The 16,125-nt window shown below is 62.0% G+C and carries 14 protein-coding genes and 2 pseudogenes; 11 read left to right on the forward strand and 5 right to left on the reverse strand.

The annotated features are described in order from the left end of the window. Both BLU35_RS12860 and BLU35_RS12865 read right to left on the reverse strand, forming a co-directional pair. A pseudogene (locus tag BLU35_RS12860) lies at nt 1-343 on the reverse strand (IS5 family transposase); the annotation flags it as partial. 277 nt (nt 344-620) lie between these two features. Then, nucleotides 621-1,481, reverse strand: coding sequence for an IS110 family RNA-guided transposase (locus BLU35_RS12865; RefSeq protein ID WP_286161518.1), 861 nt, complete (start codon nt 1,479-1,481; stop codon nt 621-623). 56 nt (nt 1,482-1,537) lie between these two features. Between BLU35_RS12865 and BLU35_RS12870 the strand changes: the two are divergent. The 5 genes and pseudogenes from BLU35_RS12870 to BLU35_RS12890 form a co-directional block, all read left to right on the forward strand. Then, nucleotides 1,538-2,275: pseudogene (locus BLU35_RS12870) on the forward strand (IS1595 family transposase); the annotation flags it as partial. A 596-nt stretch (nt 2,276-2,871) separates the two neighbouring features. Then, nucleotides 2,872-3,198: a hypothetical protein gene (locus tag BLU35_RS12875; RefSeq protein ID WP_143032924.1), complete on the forward strand. Its 327-nt coding sequence runs from the start codon at nt 2,872-2,874 to the stop codon at nt 3,196-3,198. Between the two features lie 140 nt (nt 3,199-3,338). Further along, nucleotides 3,339-4,799: an efflux RND transporter periplasmic adaptor subunit gene (locus BLU35_RS12880; protein WP_093233305.1), complete on the forward strand. Its 1,461-nt coding sequence runs from the start codon at nt 3,339-3,341 to the stop codon at nt 4,797-4,799. After that, nucleotides 4,759-5,550: an ABC transporter ATP-binding protein gene (locus BLU35_RS12885; RefSeq protein ID WP_286161520.1), complete on the forward strand. Its 792-nt coding sequence runs from the start codon at nt 4,759-4,761 to the stop codon at nt 5,548-5,550. Before BLU35_RS12880 ends, BLU35_RS12885 begins: the two co-directional genes overlap by 41 nt. Further along, nucleotides 5,543-6,769 carry an ABC transporter permease gene (locus BLU35_RS12890; RefSeq protein ID WP_093233307.1) on the forward strand — a complete coding sequence of 409 codons (1,227 nt, stop codon included), beginning with the start codon at nt 5,543-5,545 and terminating at the stop codon, nt 6,767-6,769. Before BLU35_RS12885 ends, BLU35_RS12890 begins: the two co-directional genes overlap by 8 nt. Nucleotides 6,770-7,203: 434 nt before the next feature. Here the strand turns inward: BLU35_RS12890 and BLU35_RS12895 are convergent, their stop codons facing one another. After that, the gene (locus BLU35_RS12895; RefSeq protein WP_093233308.1) at nt 7,204-8,133 is read right to left on the reverse strand and encodes a LysR family transcriptional regulator; all 930 of its coding nucleotides are present in this window, start codon (nt 8,131-8,133) and stop codon (nt 7,204-7,206) included. A gap of 106 nt (nt 8,134-8,239) precedes the next feature. Here BLU35_RS12895 and BLU35_RS12900 point away from each other — a divergent pair, with 106 nt between their 5' ends. Together BLU35_RS12900 and BLU35_RS12905 are read left to right on the forward strand one after the other, a co-directional pair. Continuing rightward, entirely contained in the window at nt 8,240-8,992 is a 753-nt protein-coding gene (locus tag BLU35_RS12900; protein WP_093233309.1) for a 3-oxoacyl-ACP reductase family protein, read from the forward strand. A gap of 36 nt (nt 8,993-9,028) precedes the next feature. Then, a complete protein-coding gene (locus BLU35_RS12905) occupies nt 9,029-9,631 on the forward strand; it encodes an NADPH-dependent F420 reductase (protein WP_093233310.1) in 603 nt (200 codons plus the stop codon). 309 nt (nt 9,632-9,940) lie between these two features. Here the strand turns inward: BLU35_RS12905 and BLU35_RS12910 are convergent, their stop codons facing one another. Beyond that, entirely contained in the window at nt 9,941-10,087 is a 147-nt protein-coding gene (locus BLU35_RS12910; protein ID WP_064817045.1) for a DUF1127 domain-containing protein, read from the reverse strand. Nucleotides 10,088-10,422: 335 nt separating this feature from the next. Here BLU35_RS12910 and BLU35_RS12915 point away from each other — a divergent pair, with 335 nt between their 5' ends. Both BLU35_RS12915 and BLU35_RS12920 read left to right on the forward strand, forming a co-directional pair. Then, nucleotides 10,423-11,133, forward strand: coding sequence for a GntR family transcriptional regulator (locus BLU35_RS12915; RefSeq protein ID WP_093233435.1), 711 nt, complete (start codon nt 10,423-10,425; stop codon nt 11,131-11,133). Between the two features lie 113 nt (nt 11,134-11,246). Further along, a complete protein-coding gene (locus tag BLU35_RS12920; RefSeq protein ID WP_093233311.1) occupies nt 11,247-12,209 on the forward strand; it encodes a dihydrodipicolinate synthase family protein in 963 nt (320 codons plus the stop codon). A gap of 108 nt (nt 12,210-12,317) precedes the next feature. On the opposite strand, the gene BLU35_RS12925 is transcribed toward BLU35_RS12920, so the two are convergent. Further along, nucleotides 12,318-13,355 carry an Ldh family oxidoreductase gene (locus BLU35_RS12925; RefSeq protein ID WP_093233312.1) on the reverse strand — a complete coding sequence of 346 codons (1,038 nt, stop codon included), beginning with the start codon at nt 13,353-13,355 and terminating at the stop codon, nt 12,318-12,320. 155 nt (nt 13,356-13,510) lie between these two features. Here BLU35_RS12925 and BLU35_RS12930 point away from each other — a divergent pair, with 155 nt between their 5' ends. Together BLU35_RS12930 and BLU35_RS12935 are read left to right on the forward strand one after the other, a co-directional pair. Beyond that, nucleotides 13,511-15,028 carry an aldehyde dehydrogenase (NADP(+)) gene (locus tag BLU35_RS12930; protein ID WP_093233313.1) on the forward strand — a complete coding sequence of 506 codons (1,518 nt, stop codon included), beginning with the start codon at nt 13,511-13,513 and terminating at the stop codon, nt 15,026-15,028. Between the two features lie 235 nt (nt 15,029-15,263). Next, a complete protein-coding gene (locus BLU35_RS12935) occupies nt 15,264-16,070 on the forward strand; it encodes an ABC transporter substrate-binding protein (protein ID WP_057251920.1) in 807 nt (268 codons plus the stop codon). The last annotated feature ends 55 nt before the right edge of the window (nt 16,071-16,125 follow it).

Genomic DNA, 16,125 nt, shown 5'->3' on the forward strand with positions numbered 1-16,125 from the left:
CGCATCGGTCGTAGCGAGTTGCGATGCGGCGCCAGTCCTTGAGTTTTGCGAACAGGTTCTCGACCTTGTGGCGCTGACGGTAAAGGGCCGTGTCGTAGGCGTATGGGACTTTGCGGCTTCGGCTCGAGGGGATGCACGGCTCGAGGCCTCGTGCTTCCAGTTCCTCGCGGAACCAGGCGCTGTCGTAGCCGCGGTCGGCGATCAGATGAGAGGCCGGCGGCAAGGCGTCGAGGACGAGACGGGCGCCTTTGTGGTCGCTCATCTGGCCTTCCGATAGGAGCAGGATGATCGGCCGTCCATCACCGTCGCAAACGGTGTGGAGCTTCGAGTTCAACCCGCCCTCATATGATGAGTTTCAAGTCAAGGGTTGGCGTCACCATTCTCGAAGGCCATTCTGTCGTTGACGGTATCCAGCTGCGCCCACTCCCAGTACCGGCAAGCCATGCCTGACCTGTACCACCTCATATCCGGTCGCCGCTCGGGACGGCTGCACCATAATCCCGCGTTCGGGGGCTCAGGAGAACGGCACCATTCTTTTGGGCGGCGATGGAAGCCATGGCGGGCTTCGGTCCGTTCGCCTGGATCCGTCGGGGCCGTTCAGGCTCCAAGGATGGGGGTGATTAACGATCGGCGATCAGGCCTTGGCCATAACGGCTCCTTCGATCACGACACCGCTGGTGGCATATTTCCATAAGGCTACGAGCAGCTTGCGCGCCAGCGCAACGATCGCAACCTTCTTGCCGCGCGATCCGCTCATGGAACCAGCGCGTCAAGGCCGATTCCGACTGATGGCGCAGCCAGAGCCAGGCCAGTTGGATCATCATCGTCCGTAGCCTCGGATTACCTGCTTTCGAGACCCCTTGCTCGCGATCGATTGAGCCGCTTCGCCACGGCGAGGGGGCGAGCCCTGCATAGGCTGCAATCTGGCGCCGGTTGTCGAACTGGCGGAACAATCCCCCGCTTGCCAGGGTATTGGCGAACTCCGCGCCAATGCCTTTGATGGCCTTGAGCGTCGTCTGCAGCGCGGGACGATCCACCTCGACAGACTGGGCATCGGCAGACAGGGCATCGCGCTCGGTCTCGACAGACTTGATCTGCTCATCCACCAATGCGAGCCGATCGAGTTCACGACACAGCTGCGCCTTGAGATGGGCGGGCAGCGGCCGGCCATCCCCGGTCCGCAGTTCTTCCAGGCGTTCGCGCCGGTCGCGACGCGCCGGCTCATAGCCGCGGACGCCGATACTGAAGAGCAGTCCTTTGATCCGGTTGACGTGCCTTTTGCGCTCCTCGATCAGGGCTTTGCGCTCCCGGCCGATCCTGCGGCGATCCTCATCGTCAACCGTCGGTACGCGGACCATCGAGCAGACCCGAGGCTCACCCCGCATCCACGCCATCAGCGTGCGAACCAGTGTCTCCCCATCGATGCGGTCGGTCTTCGCCCGGCGGAGCCTGCGTGACACCGCGATCGATGCGGCATCCACGACATGGCTCGTAATCCAGCTCTCCGCCGCCTCGCCGCGTTTGACCGTCTCGCCGCATGGTGTGGCCGGCTGGGAGAGTTTGCCCGATTGCGATCGCCGGGCGCGATATCGGCAAGCGACGTGCGCGTCCGGGTCTCTATCAGTGCTCCAGCGGTGATTGTCGGTTCCAGTTTACGGTGACGACACACACGCCGCTGCATTCCACAAAGCTTCCTTTGAGTGTCTGGCTGAAGGGCATGTGGCTAATGCTGCAGTCGGATAAAGGTTTGGCCTCGGTGCGCCTGGCCGAGACTCTGGGCGTGAGCCAACCGACGGCCTGGCGGATGGGACACGCGCTGCGTCTCATGGCAGCGCGCGAACACATGCTCGATGGCACGGTGGAGATCGACCATTTTTATCTCGGTGGGCGAGCAAGAATAAATCCGGACGATCCACCACCTGGACGCGGCCGAAAAGGTCTACCGAATACCCAGAAGACGCCTGTCATGGTGATCGTGCAGCGACCAGATGACGTCACACCCGGCACTCCGGCCGGTGACGCGCGTGCTGCGGTGGTGACCGGTCTTTCGCTCCGTGCAGCGGCGCGCGCCGCCGAAGCGCAGATCGACCCCGACGCCTATTTGATGAGCGATGAGGCGACAGCGTTCATGGCCCTTGGCGAGAACTATGCCAGGCATGAAACCGTGAAGCATTCCAGCCGCGAATACGTTCGTGACGCCGTTCATGTCAATTCGGTCGAAGGTTTCAACTCCCGCGTCCGCCGCACAATTGCCGGTGTCTTTCATCATATCAGCAGCCGGGCGCTGGCCTCGTAAACTCTCGCCGTGCGAATTTTCCAAGCCGGCCGAAGCGGACGTGGACTAATCGCTAGATCCAATACCGGATCATCCGCGGAAGTCGATCGTCGCGCACACCGTCATCGCCGCCCTCCTCCAAGCAACGTTTCACATCAAGCGTCGTCACGCCGTCGACATTTTCACGCAAGAGTCCAATATTAACCCAATCGAGCTATGTCTATTTATTAAGCGTTAATTGAATTAGCTTTATCTATAGTATAAGTTTCTTTGTTTAAAGCACAATCGGGAGTACATGCTTGCTTCCGACCGTGGAGAAGTGGCGGCCGGAGAGGGGGGCGTATGTTACGCACCAGGAAGGGCGGCCTCCTTTCCATCCAGCCTTCTTATGACGGGCTGCCGGAACTCACGTGCTCGGTCGAACCTTGCAAGGCGCATAGTTGAGCAATCCTGCGTCTCAGTCGTGACCAACAGTCCACGCAATAGACATCAGCCGGTTCCGAGAGGAGCGGCGGTTCTCGCGCGGAGGCCAGCGCCAGAGGTGACCTTTTTCCAGCGCCAATGCAATCCCACTCTGGCTAACAGAGGAGGAGGACATGCCTAGACATCATATATTGGTTGCAACCTCGGTCGCAGCATTCCTTGGAGCAATCACGTTGTTCGATACCGGAAGCGCTCAAGCGCAGAACCTGTGTCCCGGCGTATCGGCAGACCAGTGCACCGACTTTTGCGGCGCGGCTGGTGTTGCCTCCTGCACGAAGACCGGTTCGACGCCGGATTGCGTCTGCAACGAGACGACCAAGGATGTGAATGGCAATGCCAATGGAACGGCCACGCAGGAGGAGGCTTCCGGCCAGGGCAATATCGGCAACAAGACTGAGGAAGCGTGCACCGGCAATACGGGCCAGTGCAAGAAGCAATAGCACAGACGTAAATCACTCGGAACGATGCCGGGGGAGAGAGCCGTGTCGGTCGAAAGCCGGCGAGGTGACCGCCTCCGGGCCGTTTCTGAGCCAGAGTGTGAGCCGGGAGCACCCGCTCCCGGCTCCAGACGGGGCAAGTCATGATGCGCACCCTTCTATTTGCGATGGTGATAATCGGTGCGACAGCGATGCCTGACCACACTTTGGTGTCGTCTCCATTCGCCATTTTCCACCAGATTTCATCAGCCTTCAGCGATCTGACAGCTTCGTTGAAGGTGGCATCGGACAGGAGCAAAACCCCTGCCTATCTGACGCAAAATGTGGAGCGCGGAGATGTCGTAACGTCGCTTCAAGCGGCCGGCACGCTCAATGCACTGGTTTTGGTGGAGGTCGGCTCTCAACTCTCCGGGCGGATCAAGGAGCTTTTCGCCGATTTCAACTCGCGCGTGACAGAGGGGCAGGTCATCGCTCGGGTGGATCCGGAGATCTACGAGGCCAGACTGGCTCAAGCCGAGGCCGAGTTGGATATGGCGCGGACACAGGTTGCAATACAGCGAGCGCAGATCGACAGGGTTCGAGCGGAGCTTGACACCGCCAACGCCAAACACCATTCGGCCGCGGCGCAGACGACGCGGGCTCAGGTGGAGCTTGACGGCGCCGAGCGGGAACTCAATCGCAAACGGCCGTTGGCCGAACGCAAGGTTATTGCGGCGGGTGAATGGGAGCGCGACAACACCATCTATAAGTCTGCCGAAGCGCAGGCAGGTGCCGCCCGCGCGGAAGAACTCTCGCAGGCCGCAACGGTTCGGGGGGCGCGAGCGTCGCTGAACATGGCCGAAGCACAACTCGCCAACACAGTGGCCGAGGTCAAACAGAAGGAAGCAGTGCTTCGCCAGGCCCAGATCGATCTCGACCGCACCTATATACGGGCGCCAGTCACCGGTACCGTCGTCAATCGCGCTGTCAGCGGCGGCCAGACCTTGGCCGCAAGCCTACAGACACCGATCCTCTTCACCATCGCCAAGGACCTCACCCAAATGCAGGTGGAGGCTTCCGTGGTCGAGGCCGATATCAGCCGATTTGCTGTCGGGCAGCCTGTGACATTCACGGTCGACGCCTATCAGGACCGCTCTTTTATCGGCACTGTCAAACAAATCCGCAAGGCCCCGCAGATCGTGCAGAACGTGGTTACCTACATCGCTGTCATCAGCACCCGGAACCCCGACGAGCTGCTGTTACCTGGCATGACCGCAAATCTCAACGTCGTCGTGGCCAGACGGGAAAATGTGCTGAAGGTGCCTAATGCCGCGCTGCGCTTCCGGCCAAGTAGTGAGCTTGGGAAGGCCGCCGCCGTCGCTGGGCAGACAACTTCAGAAGACCCCGTCGCAAGCGGTGGGAATACGGGCGGCCAGGTATTTGTATTGGGATCCGATGCGATGCCACGAGCGGTTTCGCTCCGCCTCGGGGTCACAGATGGCCGCACGACAGAGGTGCTGGTAGGGGATCTCAGCGAAGGTGACCGGGTGATCACCGGATACGAGGCCGCAGCCAGTCGTGACGATGACACTTCCTCGGTGCTCATCAAGTTTCGGTTGCAATGAGATGCCAGACAGCTTCCTGATAGAGGCCGAGGAATTGCGTCGGGGTTACCGTGTCGGAGGACGACTGGTCTGGGCTCTGAACAACGTAACCCTCAAGGTGCGGCGTGGCGAATTTGTCGCGATCATGGGGCCGTCTGGCTCAGGCAAGTCCACGTTCATGAACATTCTCGGCTGCCTCGACAGTCCCAACGAGGGCCGATACCGGCTCGACGGAAGGGACGTCAGCGGCCTCCATCACGATGAACAGGCGGCGATCCGCAATCGAAAGATCGGTTTCGTATTCCAGTCCTTCAATTTGTTGCCACGCGCCAGCGCTCTCGAGAATGTGGAACTGCCCCTTCTCTATCGCCGCATGGCGACAGGCGAGCGACGGCGCCGCGCGCTTGCGATGCTGGACAGGTTCGGGCTGGCGGAGCGCGCCGAATATATGCCGACGCAACTTTCCGGTGGGCAACAGCAGCGCGTCGCGATAGCACGAGCATTGGTGTCGGGGCCTCTGCTTCTGCTCGCTGACGAACCGACTGGCGCACTCGACAGCAGCACAGGGCAGGAGATCATGGCGATCTTCCGCCGTCTGAATGCCGAGGGTCTGACTATCGTGATGGTCACCCATGAGCCGGAAGTCGCTGCCCATGCCGACCGCATCGTAGTATTTCGCGATGGACACGTGCTGGACGACAGGCCGGTTAATCGTGGTGAGCAGCAGTCAGGTGCTCGTCGGGCTTTTTTGTTGGCAGGCGACAATGGCTAGTAGCATCAGAACAGCGTTTCGATCGTTGCGCTCGCATCCGCTGCGTAGCTCGCTGACGATACTCGGCATCGTGATCGGCGTTGCTGCCGTTGTGGTGATGATCGCCGTCGGCAGCGGCGCGCAGGAGCGCATCGAGTCGCGGATTCGCAGCCTCGGCTCCAATCTCATCAGTATCAATGCGGGCAGCGCAAGGATGGGCGGCGTACGGCTCGGCAGCGGCGCGGCGCCGCGATTGAGCGAAGAAGATGCGCTGGCGATAGGCTCAGAGCTGCCCGGCGTGATAGTCGCAGCGCCGCTCCTACACGCGCGGGTACAGTTTACGATCGGCGCTGACAATTGGCAGGGTGTGCTTCGCGGCATCACGCCAGAGTATTTCGCTGCACGGGAATGGCGGGTTATTGCGGGGCGGGAGATGACCCCGGAGGACAACAAGCGCGCCACCAATGTTGCGCTGCTCGGAACGACGATGCGGGAAAAGCTGTTCGCCGATAAGGATCCACTCGGCGCGACAATCCGCATACGCGATGTGCCGTTCGTCGTGGTCGGCCTGCTCGAACGAAAGGGACAAAGTGTTTGGGGTGACGATCAGGACGACGTCGCGTTGGTGCCGTTAAGAACGGCCCGACGGCAATTTGTTGGAACGAGCCGGGCAAATCCGAGCCTTGTGCACAACATCACTGTGAAGTTCGCGGAGCGGACCTCGGCGGAGCAAACTATGCTGGCTATCCGCGAACTTCTTTGGCAGCGCCACCGCTTGAGAAAGGGGCAGGAAGACAGCTTTATGGTGAGTAACCTTGCCGAAGCAGCAGATGTCGAGGGCTCGGCCGCACGTGTTCTCTCGCTACTGCTTTCGACCGTCGCCTCCGTGTCGTTGGTCGTTGGCGGCATCGGGATCATGAACATTATGCTGGTTACGGTGACAGAGAGAACCAGGGAGATTGGGATACGACTCGCAGTCGGCGCACGCCGGCGTGACATCCTCGCGCAGTTTCTCATCGAGGCGGCGACGCTTTCGCTCTTCGGTGGCATCCTTGGTGTGTTCCTTGGGATCGCCGCGGCAACGGCGATCGGCACTTTCGCTGGCTGGCCGATTATCTTCGACTTAAGCCCGGTGCTCTTGGCTATCGGTTTTGCTGCGGCCGTGGGTGTGGTCTTTGGCTACTATCCCGCCCGCCTGGCCGCACGGCTACTGCCAATCGACGCGCTGCGATCAGAGTGACCAGTGGCTAGGGGTCGAAGCCGCCACGATCTGGCAAGTGAATAAAATCGCTCTGCGAATGTCGGCTTCCAACCTTAGCTGACATGGTCGCTGATGGCCGAATGTTCACGAAATCAGGGCATCGATCGTTGCAGATGAGCCGCCCAAATCCGCTTGACTTGGCTTTCGCTGCACCTCGCCAATTTCGCGGTTCGGCCGAGACTGTTGCCGGCCGCCCGTACGGCGATAACGCGATACATGCGTCGCTGTGTCGGCCTGACGGCCGGCATAATTGCCGTTCGCTTTAACAATCGATCCCTTGCAGCTCATGGCGATCAGCGTTCTGCACTGTGAGGGGGGAGGACCCGGCGACTTGGTGGAAAACTCCCTATGCCATCGGACAGATGTTGCATGCCGTCTCAGCCTCTTCCTTCAGAAACGCGGATGAACGGTTGTTAGCCCAGGCTTCCAGCAAATCGCTCAGCCAACCGATCTCGTCTGAACCCCTCCACGACCAGATCGACGAAGGCGCGCGTCTTGGTAGGCAGGAGAGTACGCGAAGCGTAGTAGAGCGAAATTGCCCCAGCGTCGGAATACCAATGTGGCAGAAGGCGGACGAGGCTGCCATTTTCCAATTCGGGTAGGACATCGGGTACGGCGAGCATCGCCACACCGAGGCCGAACCTTGCCGCTTCGCGCATCGCCGCCGGGTCGTTGACGACGATTGTTTCGGGCAACACCGCCATTATCTCTGTTCCTGCCGAGTTCCGCATCGCCCAATGGCGTACGCGTCCGGTCCTGAGCGAGCGCATGACGACCCCGTCGAACTGTCCTAGTCCGGCCGGATCGGTGGGCGGTACGCGGCCCGCCATGTAGGCGGGCGAGGCAACGGCGATGATATGAGCAGGCGCAAGCGTCCGGGCAACGATACCCGGCGCCAGGTCGAAGCCTCCGCCGATCGCCACGTCATAGCCTTCCGCGACAAGATCGACCGGCCGGTTCTCGAAGTGCCATTCAGGCCGGATCAGCGGGTATCGGCGCAGGAGTTCGGGCAACAGCGGCAGGATATGGGTGACGCCGAAGGTAGGGCTGAGGCTGACCTTCAGCACGCCCGCCGGCTCGGATGCGCCAGATGAAGCATCGGCGATGGCAGCCTGCAGGGCGTCAAGATTACCGCCAATGGACTGGAGGAAGCGTTCGCCGGCTTCGGTCAGCACAAGCTTGCGGGTGGACCGATGGAACAGGCGAACACCGAGGTTCCGCTCCAGCATCGCCACATTGCGGCTGACGGCGGCAGGCGTAAGCGCCATGCGCCGCGCCGCCTCCGAGAAGCTGGAGGTTTCCGCGCTTTTGACAAAGCTCTCGAGGTTGGCCAACGTCTCCATATTACCTTCAATGATTGATTGAAATCAGATCAAGACATTACTGGCTAATAGGAAGGAAATAAACAGGCCATCTTTGCTCCATCGAAACACAATCGGAGTGAAGACAATGACCAACATCAATCATTCGCTTACCGGCAAGGTCGCCCTCGTCACCGGCGGCTCACGCTCGATCGGCGCGGCCATCGCGAAGAAACTCGCCGCCGATGGTGCGACGGTCGCCATCACCTACAGCGCCTCACCCGAAAGAGCGGCGCAGGTTGTCGCCGACATCAACGCGGCCGGTGGCAAGGCTCTTGCCATTGAAGCTGACGCCGGCAACCCGGAGGCGGTGCGGGGCGCTGTGTCTCAGACCGTCTCGACCTTCGGCGGCATCGACATCCTCGTCAACAATGCCGGTATGGCGGTGAACGCCCCTATCGAGGATTTCCAGTTCGACGACTACCAGCGGATGATCGCCGTCAACGTGACGGGGGTGTTCGTCGCCACCCAGGAAGCAGTCCGCAACATGAAAGCCGGCGGGCGCATCATCCATATCGGCTCGTCCATGACGCGCTACGCAGCGTTCCCGACCGCCTCGGTCTATACGCTGACCAAGGGCGCGATCACCGGTTTCAATCGCAGTCTTGTGCGCGACCTCGGCCCAAAGGGCATCACCGTCAACACGGTCCATCCCGGCCCGACCGATACCGACATGAATCCGGCGGACGGCCCGGTGGCCGCCATCGTCGGTCCTGGCATGGCGATCGGCCGCTACGGCCAGCCCACCGAAATCGCCAGCGTCGTTGCCTTCCTCGCGAGCCACGATGCAGCTTTCGTCACCGGCGCTGACATCGTCGCTGACGGTGGCCTGACCGCCTGAGCCTCCAGACAATCAAATCCTGAAAGGACTTTTCTCATGAACAGCATCGGAATTATCGGCGCCGGCAATATCGGGCGCGCCTTCGCAACGGCACTCGCCAACAACAATATCCGCGCCACGCTCTCCAACAGTCGTGGCCAGGACAGCCTGAAGGATGTCGTCGCGGATATCGGCCCGACCATCGAGGCAGGCACCCGCGAGGAAGCGGCGTCGAAGGACATCGTCCTTGTCGCGGTCAACTGGTCGAAGCTTCCGGCGGCGCTCGCCGGCCTGCCGGACTTTGGCGACCGCATCGTCATCGACGCCAACAACCCGATCGAAGCTCCATTGTTCAAGCCCGCGGAGCTCAATGGCCGGCTCTCCAGCGAAGTGTTCACGGGTCTTGTGCCCGGCGCCCGCGTGGTCAAAGCCTTCAACCACCTCAAGCCGCATCTGCTTTCGGGCGATCCCCGCGCCGAGGGTGGCCGCCGCGTCCTGTTCTATTCCGGCGATGAGGCCGGATCGAAGACGGAGGTCGGCGCGCTGATCGACCGGCTCGGCTTCTTCGGCATCGACCTTGGGGCGATCTCGGTCGGTGGACACCTCGTCCAGTTCCCCGGCGGCCCTCTCCCGGCGCTCAATCTCGTGAAGTTCGACTGATCGGGCATCCCCTATCATGAACGCTCCTTCTCCCAATCAGCGGCCATGACCTGAGGGGCATGGCCGCTATCCTGGGAGAAACGTCCGGTCAGATGCCCCAATTTGCGCGCCGGTCCACGACATACCCCTCGCTTGCTCCACGTGAAGCCGTTAGGCCTGTCAAGCAAAGGACGTCCTCTCCGCGCCGACTAGGCGCGCGGCGTTGGTCGTGTCTCGATTGTTGACGGTTCGCGGGGAAGCCACACAAAGCAAAAGCGCCCGCAGGGAGGATGCAGGCGCTTGGCAAATTTTCAGTCTGTGTAGATCGCCTTAGCGGGCGAAGGCCGTGCGTGCGACGCGGTCGATGTCGGCGCGTTCGATGCCGAGGTCACGGAGTTCCCGGTTCGACATGCGGCCCAGCTCGGTGACCGTCTGACGATACTTGCGCCAGTTGTTGATGGAGCGTGCGATGTTCATTTGATCCCCCTTTCAATGGGCTTTCGAAGCCTGGCAGCCAGTCCGTGGCGCCTCGTTTCGCTTCGATGAACACCTTATAACTCAGGCCCTTGGTAAGTTGCAGCGCTCAAAAGTCAGCGCTCCCATGTGGGAAATGCATGGGTCGTTTTGCGTGCCGCAAGCTCAAGCGCAAAGCCCGCGCGTTGTGATCTTCCCTTGTTCGCGCCCTACCGGACAGAAGGCAAAAGCAACAGCTGCGTGCATTCGAAATGTCAGCCTCGCACAATCGTTGTCACGGAAGCTGTTGATCCCGACGGCAGAGACAAGTATTTCTTTTGTCGACAAAGGAATCCGAGATGACCGATATCGACACCGACAACAGCCCCATCCCCGAACGCAAGCGCGGTTCCGGCGTGAAGATGGTCTATGACCTCCTGCGCGACGAGATCCTCGACCTGGTGCTGCCGCCGGGCAGCCCGATCGACGAAGTGCAGCTTGCCGAGCGACTGAAGATGTCGCGCACGCCGATCCGCGAGGCGCTGGTCCGGCTTGCCGGCGAAGGGTTGATCGACACGCTGCCCAACCGCTCGACGATGGTAGCGAACATCGACTTCCTCAACTTGAACCCGTTCTTCGACGCCCTGGTGCTGATGTACCGGGTCACCACACGGCTTGCGGCACAGAACCACCGTCCGGAAGACCTGACGATCATTCGCGGCTTCCACGAGGACTATGCCGCTGCCGTCCAGGCGCGCGACGCGCTGACGATGATCGCCACCAATGCCGCTTTCCATGCGGCGATTGCCGAGGCCGGCCGCAATCCCTATTTCACCAGCCTGTTCCGCCGGCTCCTCGACGAGGGGCGTCGCATCCTGCGTCTCTACTACCAGTCCTACGAGGAGCAGTTCCCGCAGCGCTTCGTCGATGAGCACGCGGCGATCATCGCTGCAATCACAGCGCGCGACATTGAGACGGCGGACCGTCTCGGCAAGGCGCATGCCGAGCAGATCGTCGAGCAGGTACAGAAGCTCTTTGCCCGCAATAATAAGCTTGATATCGCCCTTTAGAGATCTTTGTATTTTTCTTGTCGACAAATAAAATACAAACGGCTATTGTCTAGATCAAAGGCAAGGGCGCGCGTGCGCCGTTGCCCCGAAGACAAAGCCGAGAGGAGTTTCAGATGAAGGCTCAGATTTTCACCGGCGTCATCCCGGCGCTGATGACCCCCTGCAAGGAAGACCGCACCCCCGATTTCGACGCGCTGGTGCGCAAGGGCCAGGAGCTGATCGCTCAGGGCATGTCCGCCGTCGTCTATTGCGGCTCGATGGGTGACTGGCCGCTCTTGACCGATGCGCAGCGCATGGAAGGCGTCGAGCGCCTGGTCAAGGCCGGCATCCCGGTTATCGTCGGCACCGGCGCCGTCAACACCGCGTCGGCCGTCGCCCATGCGGCGCACGCCGAGAAGGTTGGCGCCCAGGGCCTGATGGTCATCCCGCGCGTGCTGTCGCGTGGTTCGGTCGTCGCCGCCCAGAAGAACCACTTCAAGGCCATTCTTTCGGCCGCCCCGAGCCTGCCGGCCGTTATCTACAACAGCCCCTATTACGGCTTTGCCACCCGCGCCGACCTGTTCTTCGCGTTGCGCGCCGAACATCCGAACCTCGTCGGCTTCAAGGAATTCGGCGGCGCTGCCGACATGCGTTATGCGGCCGAAAACATCACCAGCCGTGACGATGGCGTCTCGCTGATGATCGGCGTCGACACGGCTGTGTTCCACGGCTTCGTCAACTGCGGCGCGACCGGCGCCATCACCGGCATCGGCTGCGTGCTGCCGAAGGAAGTCATCCACATGTGCAACCTGTCGCGCGCCGCCGCCGAAGGCGACGTCGACGCCCGCCAGCGCGCACTGGAACTGGAACAGGCGCTCGCCGTGCTCTCGTCCTTCGACGAAGGCCCGGACCTCGTTCTCTACTTCAAGCACATGATGGTGCTGAAGGGCGACAAGGAATACACGCTGCACTTCAACGAAAGCGACGTGCTTTCGGACAGCCAGCGCGGCTACGTCGAAGCCCAGTTCAAGCTGTTCAACAGCTGGTACGCCGAATGGAGCAAGCTCCCGGGCGCCGTCCAGAAGTGCAAGGCCTGATCGTTCGATCGGCCCGCAATTGAAAAAGGCCCTCCGGTTGGAGGGCCTTTTTTCGTCTGACGACCTCGACGGCGTGTCGAGCAGAGTACAGTTCGCGTAAGTATCGGCCTACGCGATAGCGTCAATCCCGAGGGCAAGCAGCCGGTCAAGCTGCTCGATCTCGGATTTTTTGAGGACGACGCCTTCGGCCTCAGACTTGGCGCGCGCCGCGAAACGGCGCTGCGACGGCAGGCGGGCGCCCTGGCCAACGATTGCCTCGAAAAGCACTTCGGCGCGGGCAAACGGATTGCCGGGCCTTCCGGCCGCGAACTTCTCCGGCGAGAAGGCGACGATCAGTTCGCCGTGGAAGGGCGCAAGCGTCGTCGTGCCGAGGTAGTCGAGTACTTCCGGGCTCGTCAGGTCGCCGATCATGATGCCGGCGAGAAGCTCCACCATCGTGCCGATCGCAGAGCCCTTGTGGCCGCCGAAGGGCAGCATGGCGCCGGCAAGGGCCGCTTCCGGATCGGTCGTCGGGTTGCCCTCGGCATCGATCGCCCAGCCCTCAGGCAATGGCTTGCCGGCGCGGCGGTGCAGCTCGATCTCGCCGCGGGCCGCGACCGAGGTCGCGAAGTCGAAGACGTAAGGCGGCTTGTTTTCGCGCGGCCAGCCGAAGGCGAAGGGGTTGGTACCGAGCAGCGGCTTGTTGCCGCCGGTCGGCGCAACCGTCGCGTAGCTCGGGCACATGACGAGGCCGGCGAGGCCCTCGCCCGTCAATCCTTCAACCTCGGGCCACAGGGCAGAGAAATGGGTGCAATCATTGATGACGAGCGCAGCAATCCCCAGCGACCGGGCGCGCTCGGCAAGCACCGGCAGGCCGAGCTCGAAGGCCGGGTTGGCGAAGCCGCCCTTGGCGTTCACCTTGACGATCGCCGAGCCTTCCTGCGCATCGAGCTCGGGCACGGCATCCGCCTTCACCTTGCCGGCCTTGACTGTCCGGAGCGCCCCTTCGATGCGGTAAATGCCGTGCGATTTACAGGCGTCACGCTCGCCGGCGACGATCACGCGGGCAAGTGCGCCTGCCTGAACGCCGTTTAGCCCAGCCTTCAGGAAGATCGCCTCGACGCGCTCGAAAAGTGCTGAAATCGTCAGGGTGTTGGTTTCGCTCATCTCTCTCCCTCTCAAATGCTGCGCCTGATCCGGATGAGCCAGTCAGGCGATTGATGTTATGCATACATATAGTATACAAAGATCCGACAAGTGCAATTCAGCCATTATCCCCTCTGCCACAAAGGCACTCCGGGATCGAGAGAAAGGATCGCCAGATGGCCTTCACCCCCAAAGGAAAACACCTAGTCGCCGGCGAATGGCTCGACGGCGCGGGCACCTTCGCATCAGCACCCGCTCACGGACCGGTCCATCAGTTTGCTACCGGCACCGTGGAGCTGGTCAACCGTGCGGCTGAAGCCGCGGAAGAAGCGTTCCTGAGCTACGGTTATTCGACCCGCGCCGAGCGCGCCGCATTCCTGCGCGCGATCGCCGACGAGATCGAGGCGCGTGCCGAGGCGATCACCGAGATCGGCAGCCAGGAAACCGGCCTGCCGGAAGCCCGCCTGCAAGGCGAACGCGGCCGCACCACCGGCCAGCTCCGCCTTTTCGCCGACCACATCGAGAAGGGCGAATATCTCGACCGCCGCTTCGACGCCGCACTGCCTGAACGCCAGCCGGCGCCGCGTCCGGAGATCCGCCTCATCCAGCGGCCGATCGGCCCGGTCGCCGTTTTCGGCGCCTCGAACTTCCCGCTCGCCTTCTCGACCGCCGGCGGCGACACGGCCGCCGCACTTGCCGGCGGTTGCCCCGTGGTCGTCAAGGGCCACTCGGCCCATCCCGGCACCGGTGAGATCGTCGCGCAGGCTGTTGAAGCCGCGATCCGCAAGACGGGCGTACATCCGGGCGTATTCTCGCTGATCCAGGGCGGCAACCGACAGGTCGGCGAAGCGCTGGTCCAGCATCCGCTGATCAAGGCCGTCGGCTTCACCGGTTCGCTCGCCGGTGGCCGTGCGCTCTTCAATCTTTGCGCCGCGCGCCCGGAACCAATCCCGTTCTTCGGCGAACTCGGTTCGGTCAACCCGATGTTCCTGCTGCCGGAAGCGCTGAAGGCACGCGCCGAAACGCTCGGCCAGGGCTGGGCCGGCTCGCTGACCATGGGCGCCGGCCAGTTCTGCACCAATCCCGGCATCGCCGTGGTCGTCGAAGGTGCTGACGCCGACCGCTTCACAGCTGCCGCCGTCGAAGCGCTCGGCAAGGTGGCGCCGCAGACGATGCTGACCGACGGCATCGCCAAGGCCTATCACGATGGGCAGGCGCACTTCGAAAGCCGCAATGCCGTGAAGCCACTGCTCGTGACCGAATCCTCCGGCCGCTCGGTCTCGCCGAACCTGTTCGAAACGACCGGCGACCAGTTCCTCGCCGACCATGCGCTCGGCGAAGAGGTCTTCGGTCCGCTCGGCCTCGTCGTCCGTGTCGGCTCGACCAGCGAGATGGAACAGCTTGCCCGTGGATTCCAGGGGCAACTGACCACGACGATCCACATGGATACGGCCGACCTCGAAACCGCCCGTCGTCTGCGCCCGATCCTCGAGCGCAAGGCCGGCCGCGTGCTCGTCAACGGCTTCCCGACCGGCGTCGAGGTGGTGGATTCCATGGTCCATGGCGGCCCCTACCCGGCCTCGACCAACTTCGGCGCGACCAGCGTCGGCACCCTGTCGATACGCCGCTTCCTGCGGCCGGTCGCCTACCAGAACATGCCGGAAGCCATGCTGCCCGAGGATTTCCAGGGCTAAAACGGAAGAGGAAATGGGCGGGCGGCTTGCCGCCCGCAGTTCGCTCTCACGTATGAGACACGACAGATCGCTGCGCAGACATCCCATTTGGCGAAACAAATGGGATGTCTGCGCGCGTTCTGCGTTATGATGATATACTTTTTGTATACTAATTGTATTTTTCTGTTGATTTACGCTCTCTAAAACGGAATAGTGCCCCAGCCGTCAAACGGCACTCATTTCAGGGAGAGAGATAATGAAGACTTCGGTGCTTGCGCTCGGCCTCGTTGCGGCCGCTGCTCTGACCAGCCAGGCCCATGCCGACAAGCTGGATGACGTCATCGGCTCGGGAACGCTGCGTTGCGCGGTCGTGCTCGACTTCCCGCCGATGGGTTCTCGCGACGAGAACAACAACCCGATCGGCTTTGACGTCGACTACTGCAACGACCTTGCCAAGGCCCTCGGCGTCACCGCCGAAATCGTCGAGACCCCGTTCCCGGAGCGCATTCCCGCTCTGATGTCGGGCCGTGTCGACGTCGGCGTTGCCTCCACCTCCGACACGCTTGAGCGCGCCAAGACCGTTGGCATGACGATCCCTTACTTCGCCTTCGAAATGGCCGTGACCGCCAATGAAAAGTCGGGCGTCAAGTCCTTCGAAGACATGAAGGGCAAGGTCGTCGGCGCCACCGCCGGCACGTTCGAAGCCATCGCGCTTGAAAAACAGGTCAAGGAATGGGGCGCCGGCGAGTTCCGTCCGTACCAGACCCAGGCCGACGTCTTCCTCGCTCTGAGCCAAGGCCAGATCGACGCCACAGTTTCGACCTCGACCGTTGCGCAGGCCAACGTGAAGACCGGCAAGTTCCCGGGCATCGCCGTTGTCGGCAAGGCTCCGTTCGACACCGACTACGTCGCGCTCTTCACCAACCGCGAAGAATACGGCTTCGTCAACTTCCTCAACCTCTTCATCAACCAGCAGGTCCGCACCGGCCGCTACGCAGAACTCTACGAAAAGTGGGTCGGCGGCGAGCTTCCGGACCTTACGGCAAAGGGCGTTTACCGCTAATCTGGCCGTCCATCTGGCGGCGCGGAGTGTAGCTTCGCGCCGCTATTCGTTTCCG

Origin of the sequence: Sinorhizobium sp. NFACC03, assembly GCF_900103435.1 — a bacterium.
Classification (GTDB): Bacteria; Pseudomonadota; Alphaproteobacteria; order Rhizobiales; family Rhizobiaceae; genus Ensifer.